General features: G+C 71.7%; 28 protein-coding genes and 1 pseudogene. 19 read left to right on the top strand and 10 right to left on the bottom strand.

The genetic code is table 11. The features are described 5' to 3' along the window. Positions 1–66: 66 nt before the first annotated feature. Together ffh and ACH4SE_RS15140 are read left to right on the top strand one after the other, a co-directional pair. Complete coding sequence (gene ffh / locus ACH4SE_RS15145; RefSeq protein WP_398543831.1) at positions 67–1,626, top strand: signal recognition particle protein; 1,560 nt, start codon at positions 67–69, stop codon at positions 1,624–1,626. A gap of 36 nt (positions 1,627–1,662) precedes the next feature. Beyond that, complete coding sequence (locus tag ACH4SE_RS15140) at positions 1,663–2,181, top strand: GNAT family N-acetyltransferase (protein WP_398543830.1); 519 nt, start codon at positions 1,663–1,665, stop codon at positions 2,179–2,181. 31 nt (positions 2,182–2,212) lie between these two features. Here ACH4SE_RS15140 and ACH4SE_RS15135 read toward each other — a convergent pair whose 3' ends face one another. Both ACH4SE_RS15135 and ACH4SE_RS15130 read right to left on the bottom strand, forming a co-directional pair. Then, positions 2,213–2,734, bottom strand: coding sequence for a DUF402 domain-containing protein (locus ACH4SE_RS15135; protein ID WP_398543829.1), 522 nt, complete (start codon positions 2,732–2,734; stop codon positions 2,213–2,215). 63 nt (positions 2,735–2,797) lie between these two features. Continuing rightward, complete coding sequence (locus ACH4SE_RS15130; RefSeq protein ID WP_398543828.1) at positions 2,798–3,643, bottom strand: SAM-dependent methyltransferase; 846 nt, start codon at positions 3,641–3,643, stop codon at positions 2,798–2,800. Between the two features lie 195 nt (positions 3,644–3,838). Here ACH4SE_RS15130 and proS point away from each other — a divergent pair, with 195 nt between their 5' ends. The 15 genes and pseudogenes from proS (at position 3,839) to ACH4SE_RS15055 (ending at position 15,366) form a co-directional block, all read left to right on the top strand. Beyond that, positions 3,839–5,251: a proline--tRNA ligase gene (proS, locus tag ACH4SE_RS15125; RefSeq protein ID WP_398543827.1), complete on the top strand. Its 1,413-nt coding sequence runs from the start codon at positions 3,839–3,841 to the stop codon at positions 5,249–5,251. 221 nt (positions 5,252–5,472) lie between these two features. Then, entirely contained in the window at positions 5,473–6,063 is a 591-nt protein-coding gene (locus tag ACH4SE_RS15120; RefSeq protein ID WP_398543826.1) for a hypothetical protein, read from the top strand. A 149-nt stretch (positions 6,064–6,212) separates the two neighbouring features. Next, positions 6,213–6,656 (top strand): 30S ribosomal protein S16, encoded by a 444-nt coding sequence (rpsP, locus tag ACH4SE_RS15115; protein ID WP_398543825.1) that lies wholly within the window; start codon positions 6,213–6,215, stop codon positions 6,654–6,656. A 2-nt stretch (positions 6,657–6,658) separates the two neighbouring features. Continuing rightward, complete coding sequence (locus ACH4SE_RS15110) at positions 6,659–6,898, top strand: RNA-binding protein (RefSeq protein WP_031519041.1); 240 nt, start codon at positions 6,659–6,661, stop codon at positions 6,896–6,898. Between the two features lie 147 nt (positions 6,899–7,045). After that, positions 7,046–7,606 carry a ribosome maturation factor RimM gene (gene rimM / locus ACH4SE_RS15105; RefSeq protein ID WP_398543824.1) on the top strand — a complete coding sequence of 187 codons (561 nt, stop codon included), beginning with the start codon at positions 7,046–7,048 and terminating at the stop codon, positions 7,604–7,606. A 1-nt stretch (position 7,607) separates the two neighbouring features. After that, complete coding sequence (gene trmD, locus ACH4SE_RS15100) at positions 7,608–8,429, top strand: tRNA (guanosine(37)-N1)-methyltransferase TrmD (protein ID WP_398543823.1); 822 nt, start codon at positions 7,608–7,610, stop codon at positions 8,427–8,429. A gap of 133 nt (positions 8,430–8,562) precedes the next feature. Beyond that, complete coding sequence (rplS, locus tag ACH4SE_RS15095) at positions 8,563–8,913, top strand: 50S ribosomal protein L19 (protein ID WP_398544094.1); 351 nt, start codon at positions 8,563–8,565, stop codon at positions 8,911–8,913. A gap of 45 nt (positions 8,914–8,958) precedes the next feature. Further along, on the top strand, positions 8,959–9,678 hold the full coding sequence (gene lepB / locus ACH4SE_RS15090) for a signal peptidase I (RefSeq protein WP_398543822.1): 720 nt from the start codon (positions 8,959–8,961) through the stop codon (positions 9,676–9,678). After that, positions 9,671–10,930 (top strand): signal peptidase I, encoded by a 1,260-nt coding sequence (lepB, locus tag ACH4SE_RS15085; RefSeq protein WP_398543821.1) that lies wholly within the window; start codon positions 9,671–9,673, stop codon positions 10,928–10,930. Before lepB (ACH4SE_RS15090) ends, lepB (ACH4SE_RS15085) begins: the two co-directional genes overlap by 8 nt. A gap of 13 nt (positions 10,931–10,943) precedes the next feature. Then, the gene (gene lepB / locus ACH4SE_RS15080; protein ID WP_398543820.1) at positions 10,944–11,933 is read left to right on the top strand and encodes a signal peptidase I; all 990 of its coding nucleotides are present in this window, start codon (positions 10,944–10,946) and stop codon (positions 11,931–11,933) included. Positions 11,934–11,967: 34 nt separating this feature from the next. Then, a complete protein-coding gene (lepB, locus tag ACH4SE_RS15075) occupies positions 11,968–12,753 on the top strand; it encodes a signal peptidase I (RefSeq protein WP_398543819.1) in 786 nt (261 codons plus the stop codon). Between the two features lie 133 nt (positions 12,754–12,886). After that, positions 12,887–13,213 (top strand): DUF2469 domain-containing protein, encoded by a 327-nt coding sequence (locus ACH4SE_RS15070; protein WP_031519062.1) that lies wholly within the window; start codon positions 12,887–12,889, stop codon positions 13,211–13,213. Between the two features lie 79 nt (positions 13,214–13,292). Further along, positions 13,293–13,655 carry a YraN family protein gene (locus ACH4SE_RS15065; protein ID WP_398543818.1) on the top strand — a complete coding sequence of 121 codons (363 nt, stop codon included), beginning with the start codon at positions 13,293–13,295 and terminating at the stop codon, positions 13,653–13,655. Further along, a pseudogene (locus ACH4SE_RS15060) lies at positions 13,655–14,698 on the top strand (ATP-binding protein); the annotation flags it as partial. The gene ACH4SE_RS15065 and the pseudogene ACH4SE_RS15060, both read left to right, overlap by 1 nt. A 380-nt stretch (positions 14,699–15,078) precedes the next feature. Then, positions 15,079–15,366, top strand: coding sequence for a helix-turn-helix domain-containing protein (locus ACH4SE_RS15055; RefSeq protein WP_398543817.1), 288 nt, complete (start codon positions 15,079–15,081; stop codon positions 15,364–15,366). A 10-nt stretch (positions 15,367–15,376) separates the two neighbouring features. On the opposite strand, the gene ACH4SE_RS15050 is transcribed toward ACH4SE_RS15055, so the two are convergent. The 3 genes from ACH4SE_RS15050 to ACH4SE_RS15040 form a co-directional block, all read right to left on the bottom strand. Beyond that, the gene (locus ACH4SE_RS15050) at positions 15,377–15,742 is read right to left on the bottom strand and encodes a hypothetical protein (protein ID WP_398543816.1); all 366 of its coding nucleotides are present in this window, start codon (positions 15,740–15,742) and stop codon (positions 15,377–15,379) included. A 234-nt stretch (positions 15,743–15,976) separates the two neighbouring features. Then, a complete protein-coding gene (locus tag ACH4SE_RS15045) occupies positions 15,977–16,156 on the bottom strand; it encodes a hypothetical protein (RefSeq protein WP_398543815.1) in 180 nt (59 codons plus the stop codon). Beyond that, positions 16,153–16,506, bottom strand: coding sequence for a hypothetical protein (locus tag ACH4SE_RS15040; RefSeq protein ID WP_398543814.1), 354 nt, complete (start codon positions 16,504–16,506; stop codon positions 16,153–16,155). Before ACH4SE_RS15040 ends, ACH4SE_RS15045 begins: the two co-directional genes overlap by 4 nt. Before the next feature lie 146 nt (positions 16,507–16,652). Here ACH4SE_RS15040 and ACH4SE_RS15035 point away from each other — a divergent pair, with 146 nt between their 5' ends. Continuing rightward, the gene (locus tag ACH4SE_RS15035; protein ID WP_398543813.1) at positions 16,653–17,414 is read left to right on the top strand and encodes a GntR family transcriptional regulator; all 762 of its coding nucleotides are present in this window, start codon (positions 16,653–16,655) and stop codon (positions 17,412–17,414) included. Between the two features lie 525 nt (positions 17,415–17,939). After that, positions 17,940–18,158 (top strand): hypothetical protein, encoded by a 219-nt coding sequence (locus ACH4SE_RS15030; protein ID WP_398543812.1) that lies wholly within the window; start codon positions 17,940–17,942, stop codon positions 18,156–18,158. A gap of 48 nt (positions 18,159–18,206) precedes the next feature. Here ACH4SE_RS15030 and ACH4SE_RS15025 read toward each other — a convergent pair whose 3' ends face one another. The 5 genes from ACH4SE_RS15025 to ACH4SE_RS15005 are packed head-to-tail and all read right to left on the bottom strand — an operon-like array spanning position 18,207 to position 22,949. Next, positions 18,207–18,452, bottom strand: coding sequence for a hypothetical protein (locus ACH4SE_RS15025; protein WP_398543811.1), 246 nt, complete (start codon positions 18,450–18,452; stop codon positions 18,207–18,209). 59 nt (positions 18,453–18,511) lie between these two features. Next, entirely contained in the window at positions 18,512–18,778 is a 267-nt protein-coding gene (locus ACH4SE_RS15020) for a hypothetical protein (RefSeq protein WP_398543810.1), read from the bottom strand. A 38-nt stretch (positions 18,779–18,816) separates the two neighbouring features. Further along, complete coding sequence (locus tag ACH4SE_RS15015) at positions 18,817–19,800, bottom strand: glycoside hydrolase family 25 protein (RefSeq protein WP_398543809.1); 984 nt, start codon at positions 19,798–19,800, stop codon at positions 18,817–18,819. Between the two features lies 1 nt (position 19,801). Continuing rightward, on the bottom strand, positions 19,802–20,236 hold the full coding sequence (locus ACH4SE_RS15010) for a hypothetical protein (protein WP_398543808.1): 435 nt from the start codon (positions 20,234–20,236) through the stop codon (positions 19,802–19,804). A gap of 10 nt (positions 20,237–20,246) precedes the next feature. Then, on the bottom strand, positions 20,247–22,949 hold the full coding sequence (locus ACH4SE_RS15005) for a hypothetical protein (RefSeq protein WP_398543807.1): 2,703 nt from the start codon (positions 22,947–22,949) through the stop codon (positions 20,247–20,249). Positions 22,950–22,976: the final 27 nt, after the last annotated feature.

The following is a 22,976-nucleotide window of genomic DNA, read 5'->3' as shown; positions in this document are numbered from 1 at the left end:
CCTCCGGGCCGGATACCCTGGAAGGCGATCGTCTCCCGCCCCCCGACCCGAGGATCTGCAGCCACCGTGTTCGATACGCTCTCCGACCGCCTCGCAGCGACGTTCAAGAACCTCCGGGGCAAAGGCCGGCTGTCCGAGGCGGACATCGACGCCACGATGCGCGAGATCCGGATCGCGCTGCTGGAAGCCGATGTCGCGCTGCCCGTGGTGCGGGCCTTCGTCGCGAGTGTCAAGCAGCGCGCGCTGGGCGCCGAGGTCTCCCAGGCGCTCAATCCGGCCCAGCAGGTCATCAAGGTCGTCAACGAGGAACTCGTCGGCATCCTCGGCGGCGAGACGCGGCGGCTGCGCTTCGCCAAGCAGCCCCCGACGGTGATCATGCTCGCCGGCCTCCAGGGCGCGGGCAAGACGACCCTGGCGGGCAAGCTCGGCCGCTGGCTCAAGGGCCAGGGCCACACCCCGCTGCTGGTCGCGTGCGACCTCCAGCGGCCGAACGCGGTGAACCAGCTCAGCGTCGTCGCCGAGCGCGCGGGCGTCGCGGTCTTCGCGCCCGAGCCGGGCAACGGCGTCGGCGACCCGGTCAAGGTCGCCCAGGACTCCCTCGCGCACGCGCGGACGCAGCAGTACGACATCGTGATCGTCGACACCGCCGGCCGCCTCGGTGTCGACCAGGAGATGATGCAGCAGGCCGCGGACATCCGCGACGCGGTCCACCCGGACGAGATCCTCTTCGTCGTCGACGCGATGATCGGCCAGGACGCGGTCAACACCGCCGAGGCCTTCCGCGACGGCGTCGGCTTCGACGGCGTGGTGCTGTCCAAGCTCGACGGTGACGCGCGCGGCGGCGCGGCCCTGTCGATCGTGCACGTCACCGGCAAGCAGATCATGTTCGCGTCGAACGGCGAGAAGCTGGACGACTTCGACGCGTTCCACCCGGACCGGATGGCGTCCCGGATCCTCGGCATGGGCGACGTGCTGTCGCTGATCGAGAAGGCCGAGCAGACGTTCAGCCAGGCCGAGGCCGAGAAGATGGCGGCCAAGCTGGCGAAGGGCCCCAAGGAGTTCACGCTCGACGACTTCCTGGCCCAGATGGAGCAGGTCCGCAAGATGGGCTCCATCTCCAAGCTGCTCGGCATGCTGCCGGGCATGGGCCAGATCAAGGACCAGATCAACAACCTCGACGAGAAGGACGTGGACCGCACGGCCGCGATCATCAAGTCGATGACGCCGGGCGAGCGCGCCGACCCGCACATCATCAACGGCTCGCGCCGGGCCCGTATCGCCAAGGGCTCGGGTGTCGAGGTCAGTGCGGTCAAGAGCCTGGTCGAGCGGTTCTTCGAGGCCCGCAAGATGATGTCGCGGATGGCGCAGGGCGGCGGCATGCCGGGCATGCCGGGGATCCCCGGCATGGGCGGCGGGCCCGGGCGGCAGAAGAAGCAGCAGAAGCAGGCCAAGGGGCGCCGTCAGTCCGGCAACCCGATGAAGCGCAAGGCCGAGGAGGCCGCCGCCGCGGCCCGCCGCGAGGAGCAGCAGAACCAGGGCGCGGGTCCGGGCGGGAGCCCGTTCGGCCTGCCGGGCGGCGGCGAGGACTTCGAACTGCCCGACGAGTTCAAGAAGTTCATGGGCTGACCCCGGCCGGCGGGCGGTGCCGGGGATGATGGACGCATGCGCGTATCGATCAGAGAGCCCAGGCCCAGCGACGTCGAGGCCCACCGAGCGGCGGTGCTGCGCTCGGTGGAGCACCTCAGCCCGTGGAATCCGGTCGAGCCGGACGTCCTGCCGGACCTGCTCCTGCGGCAGGGCCCCGGGCTGCGTACGTTCCTCGTCCTCGACGACGAGGACGGCGGCATCGTCGGCAAGTGCAACGTCGCCAACATCGTGCTGGCGCGCTTCCGCAACGGCGCCCTCGGCTACGACAGCTACGTGCCCTACAACGGCACCGGCAGGATGACCGAGGGACTGCTCCAGGTCGTCGACCGCTGCTTCACCCCGGAGGCGGAGGGCGGCCTCGGGCTGCACCGGCTGGAGATCAGCGTCCAGCCGGACAACGCCCGCTCCATCGCCATGGCCAAGCGGCTCGGCTTCCGGCACGAGGGCTTCTCGCCGCGGATGCTCTACATCAACGACGCCTGGCGGGACCACGAGCGCTTCGCCCTCACCGTCGAGGAGTGGCCGGGGCTGTAGCCGGGCGGGCCCGGCCCCGGACCGCCGGGCCTCAGCGCAGCAGGGGTGCGAGTCCGCCCGCGCGGCGGGCCAGTGCCTCCAGCTCGTCCAGGGCGCGGGCGGCCCGCTCCGCGGCGTCCGGGTCGCGCTTCGCGAGCCCGCTCGCGGCGAACTCGTCCTCGTCCAGCCGCAGCACGGTGCCGCCGTCCGCGGACACCCACAGGTCGAGGTCCAGGTCCTCCGACACCAGCTCGCCGCCCGCGACGGCCACCGGGCGGGTGACGTCGCAGTACCAGCCCTTGAGCCCGCCCTGCGGGCCGCGCACCTCCTTGACGGCGAACCAGCGGTCGCGCCAGTAGTGCTCGGTGAACACGTCGCCGGGCGCGAAGGCGACGAAGCCGAAGTCACGCGTGTGGGGCAGCGACCAGGGAGCGGTGACGGTCACCCGGACGCCGTCGTCGGCGGTGACGGTCGCGGCGTAGCGGACCTTCTCACGGCCGGCCTTGATCAGGCGGACGGTGACGGGGGCGCCGGGCGGCAGCGGCGCGGGGGAGCGGGGCACGGTGTCGGACATGCCCTCACCCTCGCGGACGCCGCGCCCGGCGGCCACCGGTTTGCCGGCCGGCCGCCGGACGGGTCAGGTACGGGCGACGAGGTAGCGGAAGACGTTGTCCAGGCGGATCGTCCCGTCCGGGCGCCGGTACGGGTGCAGCGCCTCGGCCAGTTCCTTCTCCACCTGCTGCTGGTCGGTCGCGGCCGCCGCCGTGTCGAACAGCCCCGTCGACAGCAGCCCGCGGACCGCCGCGGCCTGGTCCGGATACCCGAACGGGCAGGCCACCCGCCCCGAACCGTCCGGCCGCAGCCCCGCCTCCACCGCCAGGTCCTCCAGGTCGTCGCGCCCGCTGAGCCGGGGAACGGCGCCGGTGCCGCCCCCGCCGCCCGGTTCGGCGAGCCGGGCGGCGACCCGCAGCACCGCGGCGGCCGCGCAGCGCTCGGGCGGCCCCCACCCGGCGAGCACCACGGCGCTGCCCCTGGGCACGGCGGCGGCGACGGCGGCCAGCGCGGGCCGTAACGCCGCCGCGGGCGCCGCCGGGTCGAGGGCGGTGACCACGCCGTACCCGGCGCCGCGCAGCCCGGCGGCGTCCGGCGCCCCGGGACGCAGCGTGAACGGCTCCGCAATGTACGGCGGTCCGGCGGTACGTGCGCCCGTGCGCAATACGCCGAGCCGTTCGCGGGCCAGCCGCAGCCGGGCCGGGTCGCGGTCGTAGCCGGTGACGGCGGCGCCCCGGACCGCCGCGAGCAGCAGGGCGAGGCCCGTGCCGCAGTCGAGGGCCAGCAGCCGGGTGCCGGGGCCGACGCCGAGCCGGTCGTGCACGCGGTCGTAGAGCGGTACGAGCATGCGCTCCTGGATCTCGGCCCAGTCGCGTGCCCTGTCGGTGTGTGCCTTCGCAGGCCTGGATCCGCGAGAGAGAGTAGGTGCCATCGAAGCCCCAATCAGCCGCGCTTCGCCGTGAGCCCCCGTGGGAATGTGTGCCGCACGTGTCCCCGAGAGCCAGACAACTGCTCTTTGCGGGCGCCGTCCAGGGGGTCAGGGAGGCGTTTTCGGTCCGTTCCGCGCCTGTCCTCGGGGGCGTAACCGATTCGGAGTCCGGCGGCCTCGCCCCGTACCATCGCCTCCATGGCAAAGGCTCCCGTTCTCACCCCCCAGGCGGACGACTTCCCGCGCTGGTACCAGGACCTGATCAACAAGGCAGAGCTGGCCGACAACGGCCCGGTCCGCGGCACCATGGTCATTCGACCGTACGGCTACGGCCTGTGGGAGCGGATGCAGCAGGACATGGACGCGCGCATCAAGCAGGCGGGTGCGCAGAACGCGTACTTCCCGCTCTTCATCCCGCAGTCCTACCTGACCCGCGAGGCGGAGCACGTCGAGGGCTTCGCCCCGGAGCTGGCCGTCGTCACGCACGCCGGCGGCAAGGACCTGGAGGAGCCGGTCGTGGTGCGCCCCACGTCCGAGACGATCATCAACGAGTACTTCTCCAAGTGGGTGCAGAGCTACCGTGACCTGCCGCTGCTGATCAACCAGTGGGCGAACGTGGTGCGGTGGGAGCTCCGCCCGCGGCTCTTCCTGCGCACCACCGAATTCCTGTGGCAGGAGGGCCACACCGCGCACGCCACGTACGAGGACGCGCGCGACTACGCGGCGAAGATCCACCGCGAGGTCTACCAGGACTTCATGAACAACGTGCTGGCGATGGACGTGGTGCCGGGCCGCAAGACGGCCAAGGAGCGCTTCGCGGGCGCCATCAACACCCTCACGCTGGAAGGCATGATGGGCGACGGCAAGGCCCTCCAGCTGGGCACCAGCCACGAGCTGGGCCAGAACTTCGCGAAGGCCTTCCACACGCAGTACCTGTCCGCGGAAGGCGAGCAGGAGCACGTCTGGCAGACCTCCTGGGGCAGCACCACCCGCATGATCGGTGCGCTCGTGATGATGCACGGGGACGACAACGGGCTGCGGGTGCCGCCGCGGCTGGCGCAGATCCAGGTCGTGGTGCTCGCGATCAAGGGCGACGACGCGGTGGTCGCCAAGGTGCGCGAGGTCGGCGACAAGCTGACGGCCGCCGGGCTGCGGGTCGTGGTCGACGACCGCACCGACACCCCCTTCGGCCGCCGCGCGGTCGACTGGGAGCTCAAGGGGGTCCCGGCCCGGGTCGAGATCGGCCCGCGCGACCTGGAGGCCGGCACTGCGATGCTGGCCCGCCGGATCCCCGGCGGCAAGGAGCCGGTCGCGCTGGACGCCCTCCCCGCACTGCTGCCCGGGCTGCTGGAGGAGGACCAGGCGCAGCTGCTGCGCGAGTCCCGCGAGCGCCGGGAATCCCGCACTGTGGACGTCTCCGGCATCGACGAGGCGGCCGAGGCCGCGGCCACCGGCTGGGCCCGGATCCCGTGGGCCGACCTCGGTCCCGAGGGCGAGGCCAAGCTCGCTGAGCAGGGCGTTTCGGTGCGGTGCCTGGTCGGCGCCGACGGCGGGGTGCCGGACACCGACGACGCTCCGGGCGCCCTGGCGGTCGTGGCGCGGGCCTACTGACGTCCGCTGACCGAAAACGCGCGTACGTAATACGTGGTTCGTCCGTCCGTGGGGCGGGTGCGCAGGTTCCTCACCGTCCTCCGCACCCGCCCCTCGTCATGCCCATCCCATGCGCATCATCCGTCATCATCCGCACATCAACCGGAACTGACCGATCAGTGCAAATTAATTGGGCTGGCCCGGAATCGGAACACCGGGAGCGCCCGGCTCGTTGTCACGGCGTGAGCACGACACCACCTGTCCTCGCCGCCGAGCTGGCAGTCGCCTGGGCCGACATTCAACGGCACCATCCCGAGCTGCCCGACCTGGCCGCCCCCGAGTCCCTGATCGGAGAGTCGTCGTCCGCGTGCGGTACCGAACTCTCCTTCGAAAGGCTGCTGCACGAAGCCGTGCACGGCATCGCCGCGGCCCGCGGCATCCGTGACACCTCGCGCGCCGGCCGCTATCACAACCGCCGATTCCTGGCCATCGCCGACGAGATGGGCCTCGACCACGCCGAGGAGCCGCACCCCAGCAGCGGCTTCTCCCTCGTGGTCATGCGCCCGGAGACCCGCAAGCGATATCGGCCGACGATCGAGCGGCTGCAGCGTGCCCTCAAGGCGCACACCGTGGCGACCACCGCGGACACCGCGCGTTCCTTCCGCGGTCCCGCCGCGCGGCACGGCTCGTCGGGCGGCGGTGTCCGGGTCAAGGCGGTCTGCGACTGCGGGCGCAACGTCCGGGTGGTGCCCTCCGTGCTGGCCCAGGCCCCCATCATGTGCGGTGCGTGCGGGCAGCCCTTCCGGATTCCCGAGGTCGTGGGCGCTGCCTGAGTGTGGCAGAATGGCCAGCTGAGAACTCGACAGCCGTGCAGGAACCCTCTCTCCTTCGGCTGACGCGTCCGCCGGGCGCACGACTCCCGCAACCCCACGTGGAAGCTCGTCGTGCCCAAACACGTCAAAAACCAGGAGAACCCACTCCCGTGGCAGTCAAGATCAAGCTGAAGCGTCTGGGCAAGATCCGTTCGCCTCACTACCGCATCGTCGTCGCCGACTCCCGTACCCGCCGTGACGGCCGGGCCATCGAGGAGATCGGCCTGTACCACCCGGTGCAGAACCCGTCGCGTATCGAGGTCGACTCGGACCGTGCCCAGTACTGGCTCTCCGTCGGCGCGCAGCCGACCGAGCCGGTGCTCGCCATCCTCAAGCTCACCGGCGACTGGCAGAAGTACAAGGGCCTGGAGGCCCCTGCACCGCTGCAGGTCGCCGAGCCCAAGGCCGACAAGCGCGCGCTGTTCGAGGCCGCGGCCAAGGACACCGCCGACGAGCCCAAGGGCGAGGCGATCACGCCCAAGGCCAAGAAGGCCGAGAAGAAGGCCGACGACACCGCCGAGGCCCCGGCCGCGGCTGAGTCCACCGAGGCCTGAGCGTGCTTGAGGAGGCTCTTGAGCACCTCGTGAAGGGCATCGTCGACAACCCCGACGATGTGCAGGTGGACATGCGCACCCTGCGCCGCGGCAACGTGCTGGAGGTCCGGGTGCACCCCGACGACCTCGGCAAGGTGATCGGCCGCAACGGCCGTACCGCCCGCGCGCTGCGCACGGTCGTGGGCGCGCTCGGTGGGCGCGGCATCCGTGTCGACCTGGTCGACGTCGACCAGGTGCGCTGACCGCCCGCCGTACCGCACGAAACACCGGCTCGGGCCGGGGGTGGCGCTGCCGCTCCCGGCCCGAGCCGTCTGACGTACCCGCGCCGGCCGCAGGCAGGACCGGGGCGGGTACGGCCCCCGTAGCACGCACGAGAGGTGAAGGGCTCCATGCAGCTGGTAGTCGGCAGGATCGGCCGCGCCCACGGCATCAAGGGCGAGGTGAGCGTGGAGGTGCGCACCGACGAGCCGGAGCTGAGGCTCGCGCCCGGCGCCGTCCTCGCCACCGACCCGCCCACCGCCGGGCCGCTGACCATCGCCACCGGCCGTGTGCACAGCGGACGGCTGATGCTGCGCTTCGAGGGCGTCAGCGACCGCAACGGCGCCGAGGCGCTGCGCAACACCCTGCTGATCGCCGAGGTGGACCCGGAGGAGACGCCGGAGGACCCCGAGGAGTTCTACGACCACCAGCTGATCGACCTGGACGTCGTCACCGCCGACGGCCGCGAGATCGGCCGCATCAGCGAGATCAGCCACCTGCCCTACCAGGACCTGCTGGTCGTGGCGCGGCCGGACGGCAGCGAGGTGCTGGTGCCCTTCGTCGCCGAGATCGTGCCGGAGATCGACCTGGAGGAGCAGCGCGCGGTCATCGACCCGCCGCCCGGCCTGCTGGACGACGTCCCGGAGGAGCCGGGGGAGCCGGACGCAGGGGCCACGGGGGACGAGCGCTGACATGCGGATCGACGTCGTCACGATCTTCCCCGAGTACCTGGAGCCGCTGAACGTCTCCCTGGTCGGCAAGGCCCGCGCCGCCGGCCGGCTGGACGTGCGCGTGCACGACCTGCGCGACTGGGCCCACGACCGGCACAACACCGTCGACGACACCCCGTACGGAGGCGGCCCCGGCATGGTCATGATGACCGGCCCCTGGGGCGAGGCACTCGACTCCACCCTCGCCGCGGGATACGAGGCGGGCGCCGGCGGCCCCGCGCTCGTCGTCCCCACCCCGAGCGGCCGCCCCTTCACCCAGCAGCTCGCCGGCGAGCTGGCCACCCGGCCGTGGCTGATCTTCGCGCCCGCCCGCTACGAGGGCATCGACACCCGCGTCACCGACGAGTACCGCACCCGGATGCCGGTGTACGAGATCTCCATCGGCGACTACGTGCTGGCCGGCGGCGAGGCCGCGGTCCTGGTCGTGACCGAGGCGGTGGCCCGGCTGCTGCCCGGCGTGCTCGGCAACGCCGAGTCGCACAGGGACGACTCCTTCGCCCCCGGCGCCATGGCCGACCTGCTGGAGGGCCCCGTCTACACCAAGCCCCCGCAGTGGCGCGGCCGCGGCATCCCCGACGTGCTGCTCAGCGGGCACCACGGCAGGATCGCCCGCTGGCGGCGGGACGAGGCCCTGCGCCGCACCGTCGCCCACCGCCCCGACCTGATCCGGCGCTGCGACCCGGCCGCCTTCGACAAGAAGGACCGGGAGATGCTGAGCATCCTGGGCTGGCAGCAGGGCCCGGACGGGCGATTTGGGCCGAGCCCGCACCTCGTGGAAGAATGAGCGGCTGCTGCCGGTCCGGCGCGCGCCCCTGCCACAGGGGGAACGACGCCCGCCCCGACCGGCCGCGAACCACCTCATCCGACTTGATGTTCCGCCGATGACCTGTGGCATCGGCGAGGAAGCAGACACCGACATGACCAACCTGATCGCGGACGTCAACAGCGCGTCGCTGCGCACCGACGTCCCCGCCTTCCGTCCCGGCGACACCGTCAACGTCCACGTGCGCGTCATCGAGGGCAACCGCTCCCGTGTGCAGCAGTTCAAGGGCGTCGTCATCCGCCGCCAGGGCGCGGGCGTCAGCGAGACCTTCACCGTCCGCAAGGTCAGCTTCTCGGTCGGCGTCGAGCGCACCTTCCCCGTGCACACCCCGATCGTGGAGAAGATCGAGGTCGTGACCCGCGGTGACGTCCGCCGCGCCAAGCTCTACTACCTGCGCGAGCTGCGCGGCAAGGCCGCGAAGATCAAGGAGAAGCGCGAGAACTGAGCGCGCCGCGGGCCGTCCGCGGCGGCCGGATAGGCTCTGGCCCCGATGGACACCGACGTATCACCACCGGAACGCGATCGTTCCCCCACCGCCTGCGAGGCGGAGGCGGAGGAGCGGTCGCGTTCCGCTGTGTCCGGCGGCCGGTGGCCGCGCGCGCTGCTTGCCCTGTGGGTGCAGTGGCGGCGTACGATCCTCCTCGCGGCGGCAGGCGTGTGCGCGATGCTGCTGGTCACCGCCTTCGTGGCACGGCCCTACCAGGTGCCGAGCGGCTCGATGGAGGGCACCTTGCGGATCGGCGACCGGGTGCTGGTCGACAAGCTGGCGTACCGCTTCGGCGGCACACCGCGGAGGGGGGACGTGATCGTGTTCGACGGCGACGGCTCCTTCACCCAGGGACCCGGCACGGACTTCGTCAAACGGGTGATCGGCGTCGGCGGCGACCGGGTCACCTGCTGCGACGCCGAGGGCCGGATCCTGGTCAACGGCCATCCGCTGGACGAGACCTACCTTTATCCCGGTAACACGCCCTCCCGGGTACGGTTCGACATCGTGGTGCCGGACGGAAAGCTGTGGGTGATGGGCGACCACCGCGACGACTCCCGAGATTCACGTGACCACCTGGGCGAACCCGGCGGCGGCACCGTCCCGGTCGGCCGGGTGGTCGGCCGCGCCGACTGGGTCCTCTGGCCGGCCGGCCACTGGACCCGGCTGCGCCGTCCCGCGACGTTCTCCGGCGTGCCCGCCCCGGCCGGTGCGCATGGGTAACCGCGGCAGGGGCCGCCGGACACTGTTCGGCGGCGTGGTGGACACCGGGCCGGAGCCGTCCTCCGCCGAGGACGCCGCGGACACCGGGCCCGGGGACGCGCCGCGGCTGCCGGGCAGCAGCCGGGTCGAGCGGCGCCGGCTGGCCCGCAAGGTGGCCCGCAGGCGGCGGCACTCGCTCGTACGGGAGGTGCCGCTGCTCGTCCTGGTGGCGCTGGTGATCGCGCTGGTGCTGAAGACGTTCCTGGTGCAGGCGTTCGTCATCCCGTCCGGGTCGATGGAGCAGACCATCCAGATCGGCGACCGGGTGCTGGTGGACAAGCTCACCCCGTGGTTCGGCGCCCAGCCGCACCGCGGCGACGTGGTCGTCTTCAAGGACCCCGGCGGCTGGCTGAACGGCGAGCCGAAGCCGAAGTCCGACCCGGTGGTCGTCAAGCAGGTCAAGCAGGTCTTCACCTTCATCGGGCTGCTGCCGGCCAGCGGAGAGCAGGACCTGATCAAGCGGGTGATCGGCGTGGGCGGCGACACGGTGCAGTGCTGCGACGCCCAGGGCCGGCTGCTCGTCAACGGCACGCCGCTCGACGAGCCCTATCTGTACCCGGGTAATCCACCCTCATTGATGAAATTCACCGACCATGTTCCTGAGGGGCGGCTGTGGGTCATGGGCGACCACCGCTCCGATTCCGCCGACTCGCGCTACCACACCAATCAGCCCGGCGGCGGCACGATTCCCGAGAGTCTGGTGGTCGGACGGGCTTTCGTGATCGGCTGGCCGGTCGGCCACTGGCAGCGGCTCAAGGAGCCGGAGACGTTCGCGGGCGTCGCGGACCCCGGTTCTGCGACGACGGCGGACACAGCCGCGACCACTAGTGTGGGCTCGGCCAAGAACGGTCCAAGAACGGACCAGCTCGCGACCCCCGTGGAACTGTCACTCGTTATGGGTGTGGCAGGGCTGCGCCGGAGGCGCGGCGGGCGGCGTTCCAGAGTGAGGAGTGGATGTGGGGGACCTGGTGGTCGGCGCACGATCTGGACCCGGCGAGCCCGAGAAGCGGGATGCCGCGGTGCCCCCGGCCGACGCGTCGGCGGCGGACGCCGCGGTCCCTGGACGCTCCGCGGCCGGGCCGTCGTACGCCGATGGTTCGGGCACCCCGCCCGTTCCGGGAGCCGGGCCGGTTCCCGGAGCGGGGCCGTCGTACGGGGGCTCCGGCGCGGCATCCGCTCCGGCGGCCGGCCGGGGCACGACGCCGGGCGCTGAGGCGCCCGGGGCCATGCCCGGGGCCGTGCCCGCGGGGGTCGGCTTCCCGGCGATGGCCGGCGAGCCGGTCGGCCCGGTGGGGCCCGCCGACCCGGATCCGGAGGACGGCGACGGCGGCGGCGGAATCGACGGGGCGGACGGCGGCGACGGAGAGGCCGGAGGGTCGCGTCGCGCCTCGCAGGGAAAGCCGCGGTCGTTCTGGAAGGAGCTTCCGCTGCTGATCGGCATCGCGCTGGTGCTGGCGCTGCTGATCAAGACGTTCCTGGTGCAGGCCTTCTCGATCCCCTCGGACTCGATGAACAACACCCTGCTGCAGGGCGACCGGGTGCTCGTCGACAAGCTCACCCCGTGGTTCGGCTCGGAGCCCAGCCGCGGCCAGGTCGTCGTCTTCCACGACCCGGGCGGCTGGCTGCCGGAGAACCCGGAGCCCAGCAGCAACCCGGTGGTGCGGGGGCTGCAGAAGGGCCTCAGCTTCATCGGCCTGATGCCGTCAGCCGACGAGAAGGACCTGATCAAGAGGGTCATCGGCGTCGGCGGCGACACCGTGTCCTGCAGCGGCACCGGACCGGTGACGGTCAACGGCAAGGCGCTGGACGAGCCGTACGTCTTCCCCGGCAACACCCCGTGCAGCCCCGACAAGCCCTTCAAGGTGACGGTGCCCAAGAACCACATCTGGGTCATGGGCGACCACCGGCAGGACTCGCTGGACTCGCGCTTCCACATGGACCAGCCGAGCCACGGGTTCGTCGACGACAAGTACGTGGTCGGCCGCGCCATCGTGGTGGCCTGGCCGGTGAACCGCTGGGACTGGCTGTCCATCCCGTCGACCTTCTCGCAGCCGGGCATCTCGGCGGCCGGCGCCGCCGCTCCCGCCGCCGCGGGTGTCGCGGGCGCGCTGCCGCTGGTGATGTGGCGCAGGCGGCGGCTGCTGCTCGCCGCGGGCGGCCCGGTGGCCGGCGACGGCGGTGCGGACGGTGCGGACGGCGACGCGGAAGACAGCTGACCGAGGGGCGTACCGCCGGGTAGGGTTCGGCTCCATGAGCAGCAGCAGCGGTGCGGTGACCAGCACCACGGGAAGCGGGACCGCACGGCGGAGCACGTCCGGCGGTGGCGGCGGGATCGGGCACCGGGTGTCCGGCATCGTCGTGGCCGTCGGCAGCGTGCTCTTCATCGGCTCCTGCGTGTGGGCCGCGCTGGTCTACCGCCCCTACACGGTGCCCACCGACTCGATGGTCCCGGCGGTCCAGCCGGGCGACAAGGTGATCGCCCAGAAGGTCTCCGGCTCGGATGTGCACCGCGGCGACGTCGTGGTCTTCCAGGACAAGCTGTGGGGCAACGAGCCGCTGGTCAAGCGGGTCGTCGGGATCGGCGGCGACACCGTGCGGTGCTGCGACCCACAGGGGCGGCTGCTGGTGAACGGCAAGCCGGTCGACGAGACCTACCTCAAGGGCGGGGCGCCCTCCGGCAAGGACGGTGGGAGCCGGGCCTCGGTCGAATCCTTCAGCACGCGCGTCCCGGCCGGGGAGCTCTTCCTGCTGGGGGACAACCGTTCGGTGTCGCAGGACTCCCGGCTGCACCTGGCCGACGCCGAGGGCGGGTCCGTACCGGCGAGCGACGTGAAGGCCCGGGTGGACGGCATTGCCTGGCCGACGTCGCGGATCGGCCTGCTGCCGCGCACCTCGGCGTTCGACGTCGTCCCCGGCGGGGCTTCCCCGGGGCGGGGGCCGCTGGGCATCCTGGTGGTCGCGGCGCTCGTCGGAGTGGTGTTCATCCTGGGCGGCGCGGCCTACGACCCGCTGGCCAAGCTGCTGCGGCGCAGATGACCACCCCGCCGGCCGCACCGGCTCCGCCCCGTGCCGCCACGGTGTCCGCACCGGCCGTGCGGGAAAGTCCCGCGGTGTCGTGGGAGCGTGTGACGCACAATGGGGTGCACGTACGGCTGAAGGGGAACACACGATGAGCGCCGAGGACCTCGAGAAGTACGAGACCGAGATGGAGCTGAAGCTCTACAGGGAGTACCGCGACGTCGTCGGCCTGTTCAAGTACGTGATCGAGACGGAGCGGCGCTTCTACCTCACCAACGACTACGAGATGCAGGTGCACTCGGTGCAGGGTGAGGTGTTCTTCGAGGTCTCGATGGCCGATGCATGGGTCTGGGACATGTACCGCCCGGCCCGGTTCGTGAAGCAGGTGCGGGTGCTCACGTTCAAGGACGTGAACATCGAGGAGCTGAACAAGGCGGACCTGGACCTGCCCTCGGACGATTCGGGCTTCGGCAGCTGAGGAGTTATCCACAGGGCCGGGATCAAGATCATCTCCAGGGGGCCACTCTCTGTCACAGTCGGTGACGGAGGTGGTACGCATGAACGCGCGAGGTGCGCTGGGGCGGTACGGAGAGGACGTCGCGGCCCGGGCGCTGCAGGCCGCGGGCCTGCGGGTGATCGGGCGGAACTGGCGGCACGGCCGCGGCGGTGAGATCGACATCGTGGCGGCCGAGGGCGACGCCCTGGTGGTCTGCGAGGTCAAGACACGGCGGGCCGGGCCCTTCCAGCACCCGAGGGAGGCCCTCTCGCCCGCCAAACTGTCCCGGCTGCGGTCGCTGGCCGAGCACTGGACCGCCGAGCACGGCGGGGCACCGCCGGGCGGGATCCGGATCGACCTGGTGGGTGTGGTCCTCCCCGACCGCGGGGCACCCGAGGTCGACCACGTGCGGGGGGTGGCGTGATGGGCTTCGCCCGTACGTGCTCGGTCGCGCTGGTCGGTGTCGAGGGCGTGGTGGTCGAGGTCCAGGCCGATCTCGAACCGGGCCTCGCGGCCTTCACCCTCGTCGGTCTGCCGGACAAGAGCCTGGTCGAGAGCCGGGACCGGGTCCGCGCCGCGCTCGTGAACAGCGGCGAGGTCTGGCCGCAGAAGAAACTCACCGTGGGCCTGAGCCCCGCCTCGGTGCCCAAGGGCGGCTCCGGCTTCGACCTCGCGGTCGCCTGCGCGGTGCTCGCGGCCAACGAGCGGATCGCGCCCTCCGCCATCGCCGATCTGATGATGATCGGCGAGCTGGGCCTCGACGGCCGGGTGCGCCCGGTCCGCGGCGTGCTGCCCGCCGTGCTCGCGGCGGCCGAGGCGGGATACCACCAGGTGGTGGTGCCCGAGCGGACGGCGGCGGAGGCGTCGCTGGTGCCGGGGGTCGCGGTGCTGGGCGTGCGCAGCCTGCGCCAGCTGGTGGCGGTGCTCAACGACGAGCCCGTCCCGGAGGAGGAGGACGAGACGCTGCGGGACGGCGGCCGGCCCGACCCGATGCTCGCGGGGCTGACCGTGCCGGGCGGCGGGGTCGGCTCCGGTCTGGCCGTCAGCCTGGGCGGCGGTTCCGGCCGGAGCGGGGCCGAGGGCAGTGCCCCGGTGGGGCCGGACCTCGCCGACGTCGCGGGACAGGGCGCCGCCCGGCTCGCGCTGGAGGTGGCCGCGGCGGGGGCCCACCACCTCTACCTCAAGGGCCCGCCCGGCGCCGGCAAGACGATGCTGGCCGAGCGTCTGCCGGGCATCCTGCCGCCGCTGACACGGCAGGAGTCGCTGGAGGTCACGGCCGTCCACTCGGTGGCCGGCATCCTCCCGGCCGGCCGCCCGCTCGTGGACACCCCGCCGTTCTGCGCGCCGCACCACTCGGCGACGATGCCGTCGCTGGTCGGCGGGGGCAGCGGGCTGCCCCGGCCGGGCGCGGTCTCGCTGGCGCACCGTGGAGTGCTCTTTCTGGACAGTGCCGCCAATACGAGTGGGGCCCCCGGGGCTCGATAGCAACGGGGGCCGCTGCGTGGGGGATGATGTGGGCACCCGCGCCCCCCTGTGCTGGGGCCCATCCCCAGGGGGGCGCGGGCTCGCGCCGGCCCGATGCCCATCGTGGCCGGCCGTCTTGCGTGGGGGGTGGTGTCAGCCTGCCCCCTAGGGCCGTAGCCCCGCACTAGGTGTATCAGGAATTCACCCGATCGAGCGAACGTGTGTGCGATTTTGGGCAGGCTGCGCCGCGCCCAACGGAGTAGGGCCGCGGGGCAGCGGTGCCCCTGTGTTTACCGGTACCCGTCGCCCGGGGCAACCGGTTCAGCGATTTTGGTCCGCCGCAGCGGACTGACAAAGATCATTGCGCGCGTAATCGTTTCGACGTGCCGACCGATCCGCCACTACCCGACTGGGTGGTGCCCCGCCGCCAGGCGCTCGGCCGTCACATCGCCCGCCAACGGCACGCCCGCGGCCGCACGGTCGACGACGTGGCCGAGGCCTCCGGACTCAATCGCAAGACCGTCATGGCCGCAGAGAACGCGCAGGACGTGCCGAGCCTCGTCACCCTGCTGCTGATCGCGGACGCCCTCGGCATCAGCGTCAGCGAGCTGCTGGACGACGGCCCCGCCGCCGCCACGGGGGAAGCAGACGGCAGGGCCACGCGCCCGTGACGATCGGCCGTCACGAGCCGCCTGTGGGCGGCTGCGGGCACCGGCCCGCGCACCGCACCAGATCCCGGCACACGTAGCTGCCCGCCGTGTAGTACCGCGTCACCGCGTCACCAGGATGCTCAGCAAGGCGGGCGCGCGCGTACCCGAGCACCGTCTCCGCGGGCAGCGCCGTGGGCATCGGCGGCGTCTCGGCGAGCTGCTGCTCCAGCCACCCCGCCGCGGCCTCAGCCGACGTGTGCGTGCCCGCGAGCATCGAGCGGGGCTTCCCCAGCCACTCGGCGATCACCAGCGGCGGCGTCGGCGACAGCGGGTCGCGTGCCTCCCTGTCCGGCGGGCGCATGTGGCCGGTGTAGCTGTAGGCGTGCCAGTGCGTCATGGTCCTCTCCTACCAGGTGGGGCCGACAACCGGTCGGCTGTCGGCCCCGGTCGGGTGCTACTGCCTGCCGCAGCCGTCGCCGCCGCCGCAGTCCGGCTCGTCCGCGGGCGGCGTCGGGTCGTCGTCGCCGGGGTCGATCGCGAGTACGATCATGGGTGTCACCTCCCCTCGCGTGAGCGGTGGGTGTGCACCCCTCTCCGGGTCTGCCGCCAAGCTCGGCCCGGCGAGGGGAGATCAGGACGCGGGCGCCTGCGCCCGCAACGCGCGGGACACGACCGAGCCACCCGTGCGGGCCGGGTGACAGGCCCGCCAGTCGCGGCACCACACGACCGCATCCGGCCCGTGGTCCGCCTCGATGTCGTGCACGATGAAGTCGTCAGTCGGCTGGCCGCACCAGCCGCAGATGCGGGTCACTGCGTCTCCCAGGTGAGTTCAGCCCACAGCCCGCGCTCATCCACGGTCAGGCCGTGCGCGGCGGACAGGGCGCGGATGATGATGCCGCCGGGGCCCCGTAACCCGTGCTGGACCAGCGGCCCCGACCCGGACGCCGAGATGCGGCGCCGGCGGCCGGCCGTCGAGACGGTCATCTCGATGAGGCTGGGGCGGCTGGCGAGGACGGCGAGGTACAGCTCGGCGGCTACCTGCCGGGCGTCGGGGTGTACGGCGTGCATGGCGGCCCACTGCCGGGCGGCGCGGGCGTCGGTGGCGGTGGCCGGGAAGGTCCGCTGCCAGGACGTGCCCGTGATGGCGTCCGCTTCGGGCATGGGGTGACCCCGCATTCCGTGTCATTCTGTGTACGGATATCTGCGTTCTGTACTCAGAATCCACGGAGTGTTGGTGCTGGTCAACCCCATCGGCAAATATGTGAGTACAGAAACGAAGTGGATCACTCGGAGGGGTGGCGGTGCGCATGACTGAGCGACCCGAGTACCTGCGCATCGCGGGCGTCCTGCGCGACCAGATCACCACCGGCCAGCTCCCGGCCGGCGCGCGCCTGCCGACCCTGCCGGAGCTGTGCGCCACCTACGGCGTGTCGGAGACGACCGCCCGCAACGCCATGGGGGTGTTGCGCGGTGAGGGCCTCGTTGAGTCCCGCACGCGGGCGGGCACGGTCGTGCGCGAGCGGCCGCCCGTGCACCGCCTCGCCGCCGACCGGTACCGCACCCCGGCCGGCGGCCCGCCGCAGACCGCCTTCACCCGCGACCAGGGAATCGGCTGGAGCGAGTACAAGCTCGACAAGAAGTTCGAGCAGGTGCGCGCCGGTGCCAACCTCGCGGCGCTGTTCGAGGTCGAGCCGGGCGAGCTGCTGCTCGCGAGGCACTTCGTGTTCTACGACAGCGACGCTCCGACGCAGATGTCCACGTCGTACCTGCGGTGGTCGGACGTAGGCGGGACGCCGGTTGCCGATCCGATCCATGAGCCGTGGCCGGGCGGTACCCGCGCGCAGCTCGCCACGCTCGGAATCGAGGTCGTGCGGATCACTGAGGCGTTCAGTGTGGGCATGCCCAGCGAGGAGGAGGCAACCACGCTCCGGATCGGGTCCGCCGTGCCAGTGATCCGCTTCACCCGGCGACACCTCGCCGCCGATGGGCGGGTCGTCGAGGTGGCGCACCCCATCGTCCGCAGGGGCGATGCGACGGTCGTCGAGTTCGCCATCGACCTGGAGGACTGAGCCGAGGGGCGTGGCACGGGGAGGGCGCGCGCCCCTCGGCTACGGGCGCCACCGCGCACCGGAGAGGGGGACGCTCCGGCGTAACCCCGGCGGCGACGCCCTGCGGGGGATGGGGGCAAGCCTGCGCCCGTCAGGCGGGGCGGACCATACGACAATCGGCGTAGAACCGGGCATCCGGGCACCCACGATTGACACCTCGCCTCACGTGAGGCATAGTTAGGCTCTCGGCAGGGACAAGCCCCGCCGCCGCAGAAGGGCCGACCGATGACCTTCACCACCACCTACAGCCACACCATCGAGATCAGCACGGACGGCGAGACCTGGCAGGCCGTCCATGTCGCCGCCGCCCCCGAGGAGTACGACGGCACCCCCCGCTGAGTACGCCGCTGCCGTCCTCAACCAGTGGATCACCGACGAGCACCCCGAAGGTGCCCCCACGGACAACGACGGGAACCCCCTGCTCCGCGTCACCGCCCATCACGCCGGTAGCGACCTCGCCGCCGCCACCGCCTACCCCGTGGGCCAGTGACCGAGGAACTGTGGTCGATCCGGGACGCCGCGCAGTTCCTCGGCGCGGCGTCCACCGGGTCCGCCCGCCGAACCCTGTCCCGCTGGGGCGTGGCCGCCGTCCGCCACGAACCCGGGCCGTCCGGCCGCGTCGAGGCCCGCTACGACGCCGAGCAGGTCCGCCAGGCAGCCGCCAACCGGCCCGGCCGCGGCACCCGAACCGACCTTCGGGCATGACGAAAGCGGCCCACCGGCGCGGTGCCGGTGGGCCATAAGCAGGTGCCATCAGTGGCCGAGCAGCGACGCGGCGACGCCAACGCCGGCGCCAACCACGGCGGCGACGCCGGACGCCCGCCACACCGCCTTCTCCAACGCCCGCAGGCGCGACTCATGGTCGGCAATGTCCCGGGACGTGTCCGTGCGGAACGTGTCCAGGTCATTGGCCGCCCGGGTGGAGCGCTCCACCAGCACCGCAGTGCTGGTCTTGACCTCAGCGAGATCACGGCCCACCTGCACGAACGCCTCACGCAAGTGCGCCAACTCCAATGCGATGGCGGCTGCCGAGTCGGTGGGGACCGGCGCCCCCACTGTCAGACGCCCTTGATCAGCGACGCGCTGTTGCTGTCGCCGAACGCCTTGGCGAGAACGCCCTTCACCAGCGAGTAGGCCGCGGCCACACCGCCGGCGCCGACCGCCTGCCAGAAGCTGGCGTGGCCGACGTTGCCCGCGGTCGCGGTGGTGAGGACGGCGCCGGTGGCGACGGCGAACGTGGCGAGCACGCGCTCACCGAGGTCGAGGCCGTACGTCTTCGCGGTCTTCGCGAGGGCGCCGAGGTCGGACAGGTTGGGCATGGACATGGGGGTCTCCCGGGTGGGTGTCAGTGGTGCGTGGTAGGTCAGGACTTCGCGGGCGCGGGCGCGGGCACGGGCGCGGGCACGTCGGTGGTCGCGGGCGCGGGGTCGCCGTCCACGACCTCCACGCGCACGACCGCGCGCGCGATGGCGTCCTCCACCGCGGCCACGATCGTCTTCGCGTCCGCACCCTTGCCGAGCTGTGCGGCCAGCGCGGTGATCGCGGCCGTCTGCGCCGCCTGCTGTCGGTAGATCGCCTGCACGTAGGCGGAGAGCGACCAGTCCGTCTTCGGGTCGCCGGGTGCGTGCATCCCCGCCGCACCGGTCACCACCTGGCGGGCGATGCGCCGTACGTCGTCGTCGGTCAGGGCCATCGTGTCCTCCGTGGTGCCGCCGGCCCACGCGCGCAGCGCAGCCGGGGTCATGTAGCAGATGGATCGGTCTACGGGCGTGCTGGTGAACTGCCAGAACAGCGCCTTGATGCCGCCCAACACTGGGCGCGTGCGCTGCTCGGCCTGCGTGTAGGTCATGGCCCCCGCGGGGTACGCCGGATACCACAGGAAGTCGCTGTTGCGCGGGTAATGGCCGCGCTTGATGTCGTCGCCGGACGTGTAGCAGCCGACGCGCTGCCGCGGGTGTGCCGCGCGCACGCGGTCGATCCACGCCTCCGCGTACGCCCTGATCTCAGCATCGGACGCGCCCACGTAGTTCTTGCTTCCCTTCGCGCGCTCCAGGTCGAGGGCGTGCGAGAACGCCGGGTGCGCGTCCGCATCGTCGTTGACCGCACCGAGGTAGTTGTCTGCCTCGCGGTGGGCGTCCTGATTGGGCCACCCGTAGTGGTAGCCCATCGGCAGCAGCGACGGTACGGCGAGCACGCCGTCCATGTGCATCTGGTAGTGCTCATCGCGGCTGTGCTCGCCCTCGCTGGCCTTGACCTGCGCGAAGGTGAGGCCCCCGCGGGCGAGCGCGGCCCAGTCCTGCGTGCCCTGGTAGCTGCTGACGTCGATCCCGCGGCTGGTCGCGGCCATCTCACACCACCTCGTAAATCGTGACGATCAAGCTCGTGTTCGTGCCCTGGATCGTCTGGGATGCGGCCGGGCTGCCGACCAGCGTGAACGTGTGGCTGCCCGCGCTCGCGAGGGTGCCGCTGTACTGCTGCGGGATCGTGGAGCGGTTGCCGGACGCCGACGCGGCGAAGGTGCCCAGCGGCGCGACCGTCGCCCCGTCCACAGACAGGCGCACCGTCAGCAGGCTCGTCGTAGCCCCGGTGAGCGTCACGTCCCACACGCACGCCACCGTGTACCGGGCCCCCGCGGTCGCCGTAGTCAGCGTGACCGTCGCCCCCGGCACGGCGGCGTTGGTCGCCGCGCCCGTCACGTTGCCCGTGCCCACCGCCGAGTACACGGCCGGCTGGAGCCGGTTGAGAGTGGACGCGAGGACGCGCTGTCCTGCTGCTACGGGCATGCGGGTCCCCCTACAGTGCGATGATCATTGGGTGGGCGAGGCGCACATCAGCGCCGGACGGCAACGCCTTGGTGATGCCGTTGATGCCGCGGATGACGGTGAACGTCTGCGGGCTGCTGCTGCCCGTGATGCCGGTTACGGTCATGACCTCGCCACTGCACCTGATGTCGAACGGGAACTCGGCGGGGAGCAGCGCGGTGGTGACCCACAGCGGGCCGGCGGTGACCGCCACGGACAGGCTGGTGGCGGTCGCCGAGGCGCCCGCGGCCAGTTGGCTGCCGTCCGTATCCGCCCGGCCGAGCACCGGATCGTCCAGCACGCCGACCGTCCACGGCCCGCCGGGCGTGCAGTTGTACGTGATCGTCCAGTCGGCCCAGCCGATCGTCTCGCTGTACCCCTGCGCCATCAGCGTGATGGTGTCGGGCGGGAGCCACGGCGGGGGGTTGCTGATGGTGATCAAGTCGCCGAGGTCGACGTTGCACGCGGAGCTGATCAGCCCGGGACCTGCCGCCAGATTGACGGTGACCTGCGGGTACCGTGCCTCGTCCCAGGTGCCCAGGTGCAGCAGCCACGACGCGAGGTCGAGCAGCTGATCGTCCGTCTGCACGTTGAGCGCCTGGGATGTGGTGTACCGGCCGACGCCGAGCGGGGGCGCCAGCGTCGACAGGGCCCCAGTGTCGAGCGTGGCCCGCGCCGAGCTCCCAGATGGGCGGCTGATGGTGATGTCGTTGCGGGTGGCCGTGTCGTCCTCGGTCGGCTCCAGCGTCGTCAGGCCCCGCGCCGTGTAGTCGAGGGCGAGCTGCGGCGTCTGGTTGTAGAGGCTCACACGGGGCCTGTACGCCAGAGCAATGGTGTCCCGCGCCTCATACAGCACGCCCACGTCGGCGTCTGTAGCCTCCTCCAGAAGATCGAGTACAGCACCAGGCCGCTGCGGACCCACCTCGGCCGCCCCCGCGGCGCCGTACGGCAGCGTGGCCGGGATGCCCTCCTCGGAGCACAGCCGCGTGTACCGTCCGGCCGCGTCCTCCGTGGCGAACCCACTGTCAGCGCCATTGAACGCCGTGGGCTCGAAGGTGCTGAATACGGCGATGTGGCCAATGGACATACCGGCCAGGGCGGTGGAGAACGCGGTCTTTATCGACGTGACCACGCCAGCGGACCCCGAGAATGACCCCGTGTCCGATAGGCCGCTGCTACCGATTGCGATCCAGGCATACGTGAAATTCACTGTGCTGCCGGACTGCTGTGCCTCCACGTAGAAGCGGCCCCAGTCGCCGGCGAACTTGCTGGGGTTTACCGTTGTGAAGCCGACCAGGCTAGTGCCGTCCGACGCTGTGACATCTACGTGGATGGCAGATGCGCCCACGCCTATGCGCCAGGTCGTGTTGCCGGTCGTGGTGAACACCAGAAACTGCTGGTTTGCGTCACCGGCAGGCATGGTGGGGAGTTTGTAGACGAACTCGATGCACCACGCGCCCGTAGACGCGGCAGATGGGACAGTGCCGAGGATGCTGGCGGCGCTGCCCACGGTCGGCAGCGCGGATGACCCGGGAAGGCTGTCGTCCGCAGCGAACGTCAGCCCCGTCGTGCGCATCGGCTGCACGCCCGCGAGCGGGCTGTACGCCTGCCCTGCGGTGGCGCCGTCCTCCAGCGGCCAGTACGCCACCAGTCCAGCGGCCGAGGGGATACGGCGGCGCAGCGTGGAGTCCAGCGGGCTCGCACCTTGCCCCAGCCGGCGCATGATCCCAGCGGCCTGCACGGGCACGTACACGTCCCCGCCGGACACGTCCCACCGGGACGGCCACGAGCTGATCTCGCCGAGAAATCTGATGCGCCGGTTGGTGATACCTCCCGCGGTCACCGTCCAGGCGCGTCCCGTGGAATCCACGAAAGAGGTCGCACCAGCGGTCAGCGCGGTGAAATCCGGGGCCGCCACGATCGTGCCGCCAATGCCGTTACGGATCTGCGCCGCGTAGATGCGACCACCCGCATTCGCGGCACTCACGAAAACCGTTGACGTAATGTCGCCGATTTCGAGCGGGGCAGTATTGGCGAAAATGCTGGTGACCCCTGCGGACACCTGATCGGTGCCGATCTGCGTCCACGGCCCCGAGAGGCTGGGACCGGTGTAGAAGCGGACGGTATTTCCGCTGGCCCCGTTGTCCACGTCCATCGTCGCCCGCAGGCACAGGCGTGGCTGTAGCGCACTGGCGGTCAGCGGAGCAGTCACGGCCAATTCCGTGGTGCCGTTAGCGCTCCACTCAAAGTAAAACAGTCCCTTGAACAGGAAAGAGCGCCACCCGTATTGGCCGCTCGCGCCGCGCTTCCCGCCGAGCTCAAATACGCCTGTCGACGTCCAATCGACTGGCTGTACGTCAAACCGGATGTCGATATCGCCCGTGATGTCGAGCGCGCTGGCGTCTGGAGTGCTCGCTCGTGCGCGCGGATCCGGATCTGCCGGGACGCCCAGCCATGGGGTGCCGCCGGCTGCGGACACCCGCACCGGGGTGTTGCGCCCGATCTGTCCGTACAGCGGCGACCGTGGGTTCCTGGGGCTGAAGCGCCCGTCCTTGTTGTTCAGCGTCAGCGAGCACGACCCCGGGTCCACGCGGGACCCCTGGTCCTGCCGGCCGCGCGTGATCCGGATCCGGTCCCGCAGGTACACGCGGTCGGTGATGTCCGCCCATGTGCCCCCGGCCTGGATCTCGACCATAGCCCCGGTAGCAGGCACGGACCACCT

Origin of the sequence: Streptomyces sp. NPDC020983, from assembly GCF_044333485.1 — a bacterium.
Taxonomy (GTDB): Bacteria; Actinomycetota; Actinomycetes; order Streptomycetales; family Streptomycetaceae; genus Actinacidiphila.
This window is presented reverse-complemented; position numbering and strand designations above follow the sequence as displayed.

Excerpts from the sequence above, each read along its gene's own strand:
- lepB (WP_398543822.1), top strand. The coding sequence starts at position 8,959 with ATGGACACCGACGTATCACCACCGGAACGCGATCGTTCCCCCACCGCC.
- rplS (WP_398544094.1), top strand. The coding sequence starts at position 8,563 with ATGACCAACCTGATCGCGGACGTCAACAGCGCGTCGCTGCGCACCGAC.
- ACH4SE_RS15005 (WP_398543807.1), bottom strand. The coding sequence starts at position 22,949 with ATGGTCGAGATCCAGGCCGGGGGCACATGGGCGGACATCACCGACCGC.
- ACH4SE_RS15065 (WP_398543818.1), top strand. The coding sequence starts at position 13,293 with ATGAACGCGCGAGGTGCGCTGGGGCGGTACGGAGAGGACGTCGCGGCC.
- lepB (WP_398543820.1), top strand. The coding sequence starts at position 10,944 with ATGCCCGGGGCCGTGCCCGCGGGGGTCGGCTTCCCGGCGATGGCCGGC.
- ACH4SE_RS15015 (WP_398543809.1), bottom strand. The coding sequence starts at position 19,800 with ATGGCCGCGACCAGCCGCGGGATCGACGTCAGCAGCTACCAGGGCACG.
- trmD (WP_398543823.1), top strand. The coding sequence starts at position 7,608 with ATGCGGATCGACGTCGTCACGATCTTCCCCGAGTACCTGGAGCCGCTG.
- ACH4SE_RS15140 (WP_398543830.1), top strand. The coding sequence starts at position 1,663 with ATGCGCGTATCGATCAGAGAGCCCAGGCCCAGCGACGTCGAGGCCCAC.
- ACH4SE_RS15020 (WP_398543810.1), bottom strand. The coding sequence starts at position 18,778 with ATGTCCATGCCCAACCTGTCCGACCTCGGCGCCCTCGCGAAGACCGCG.
- proS (WP_398543827.1), top strand. The coding sequence starts at position 3,839 with ATGGCAAAGGCTCCCGTTCTCACCCCCCAGGCGGACGACTTCCCGCGC.
- ACH4SE_RS15130 (WP_398543828.1), bottom strand. The coding sequence starts at position 3,643 with ATGGCACCTACTCTCTCTCGCGGATCCAGGCCTGCGAAGGCACACACC.
- ACH4SE_RS15035 (WP_398543813.1), top strand. The coding sequence starts at position 16,653 with ATGACTGAGCGACCCGAGTACCTGCGCATCGCGGGCGTCCTGCGCGAC.
- ACH4SE_RS15040 (WP_398543814.1), bottom strand. The coding sequence starts at position 16,506 with ATGCCCGAAGCGGACGCCATCACGGGCACGTCCTGGCAGCGGACCTTC.
- ACH4SE_RS15010 (WP_398543808.1), bottom strand. The coding sequence starts at position 20,236 with ATGCCCGTAGCAGCAGGACAGCGCGTCCTCGCGTCCACTCTCAACCGG.
- rimM (WP_398543824.1), top strand. The coding sequence starts at position 7,046 with ATGCAGCTGGTAGTCGGCAGGATCGGCCGCGCCCACGGCATCAAGGGC.
- ACH4SE_RS15135 (WP_398543829.1), bottom strand. The coding sequence starts at position 2,734 with ATGTCCGACACCGTGCCCCGCTCCCCCGCGCCGCTGCCGCCCGGCGCC.
- lepB (WP_398543819.1), top strand. The coding sequence starts at position 11,968 with ATGAGCAGCAGCAGCGGTGCGGTGACCAGCACCACGGGAAGCGGGACC.
- lepB (WP_398543821.1), top strand. The coding sequence starts at position 9,671 with ATGGGTAACCGCGGCAGGGGCCGCCGGACACTGTTCGGCGGCGTGGTG.
- ACH4SE_RS15050 (WP_398543816.1), bottom strand. The coding sequence starts at position 15,742 with ATGACGCACTGGCACGCCTACAGCTACACCGGCCACATGCGCCCGCCG.
- ACH4SE_RS15070 (WP_031519062.1), top strand. The coding sequence starts at position 12,887 with ATGAGCGCCGAGGACCTCGAGAAGTACGAGACCGAGATGGAGCTGAAG.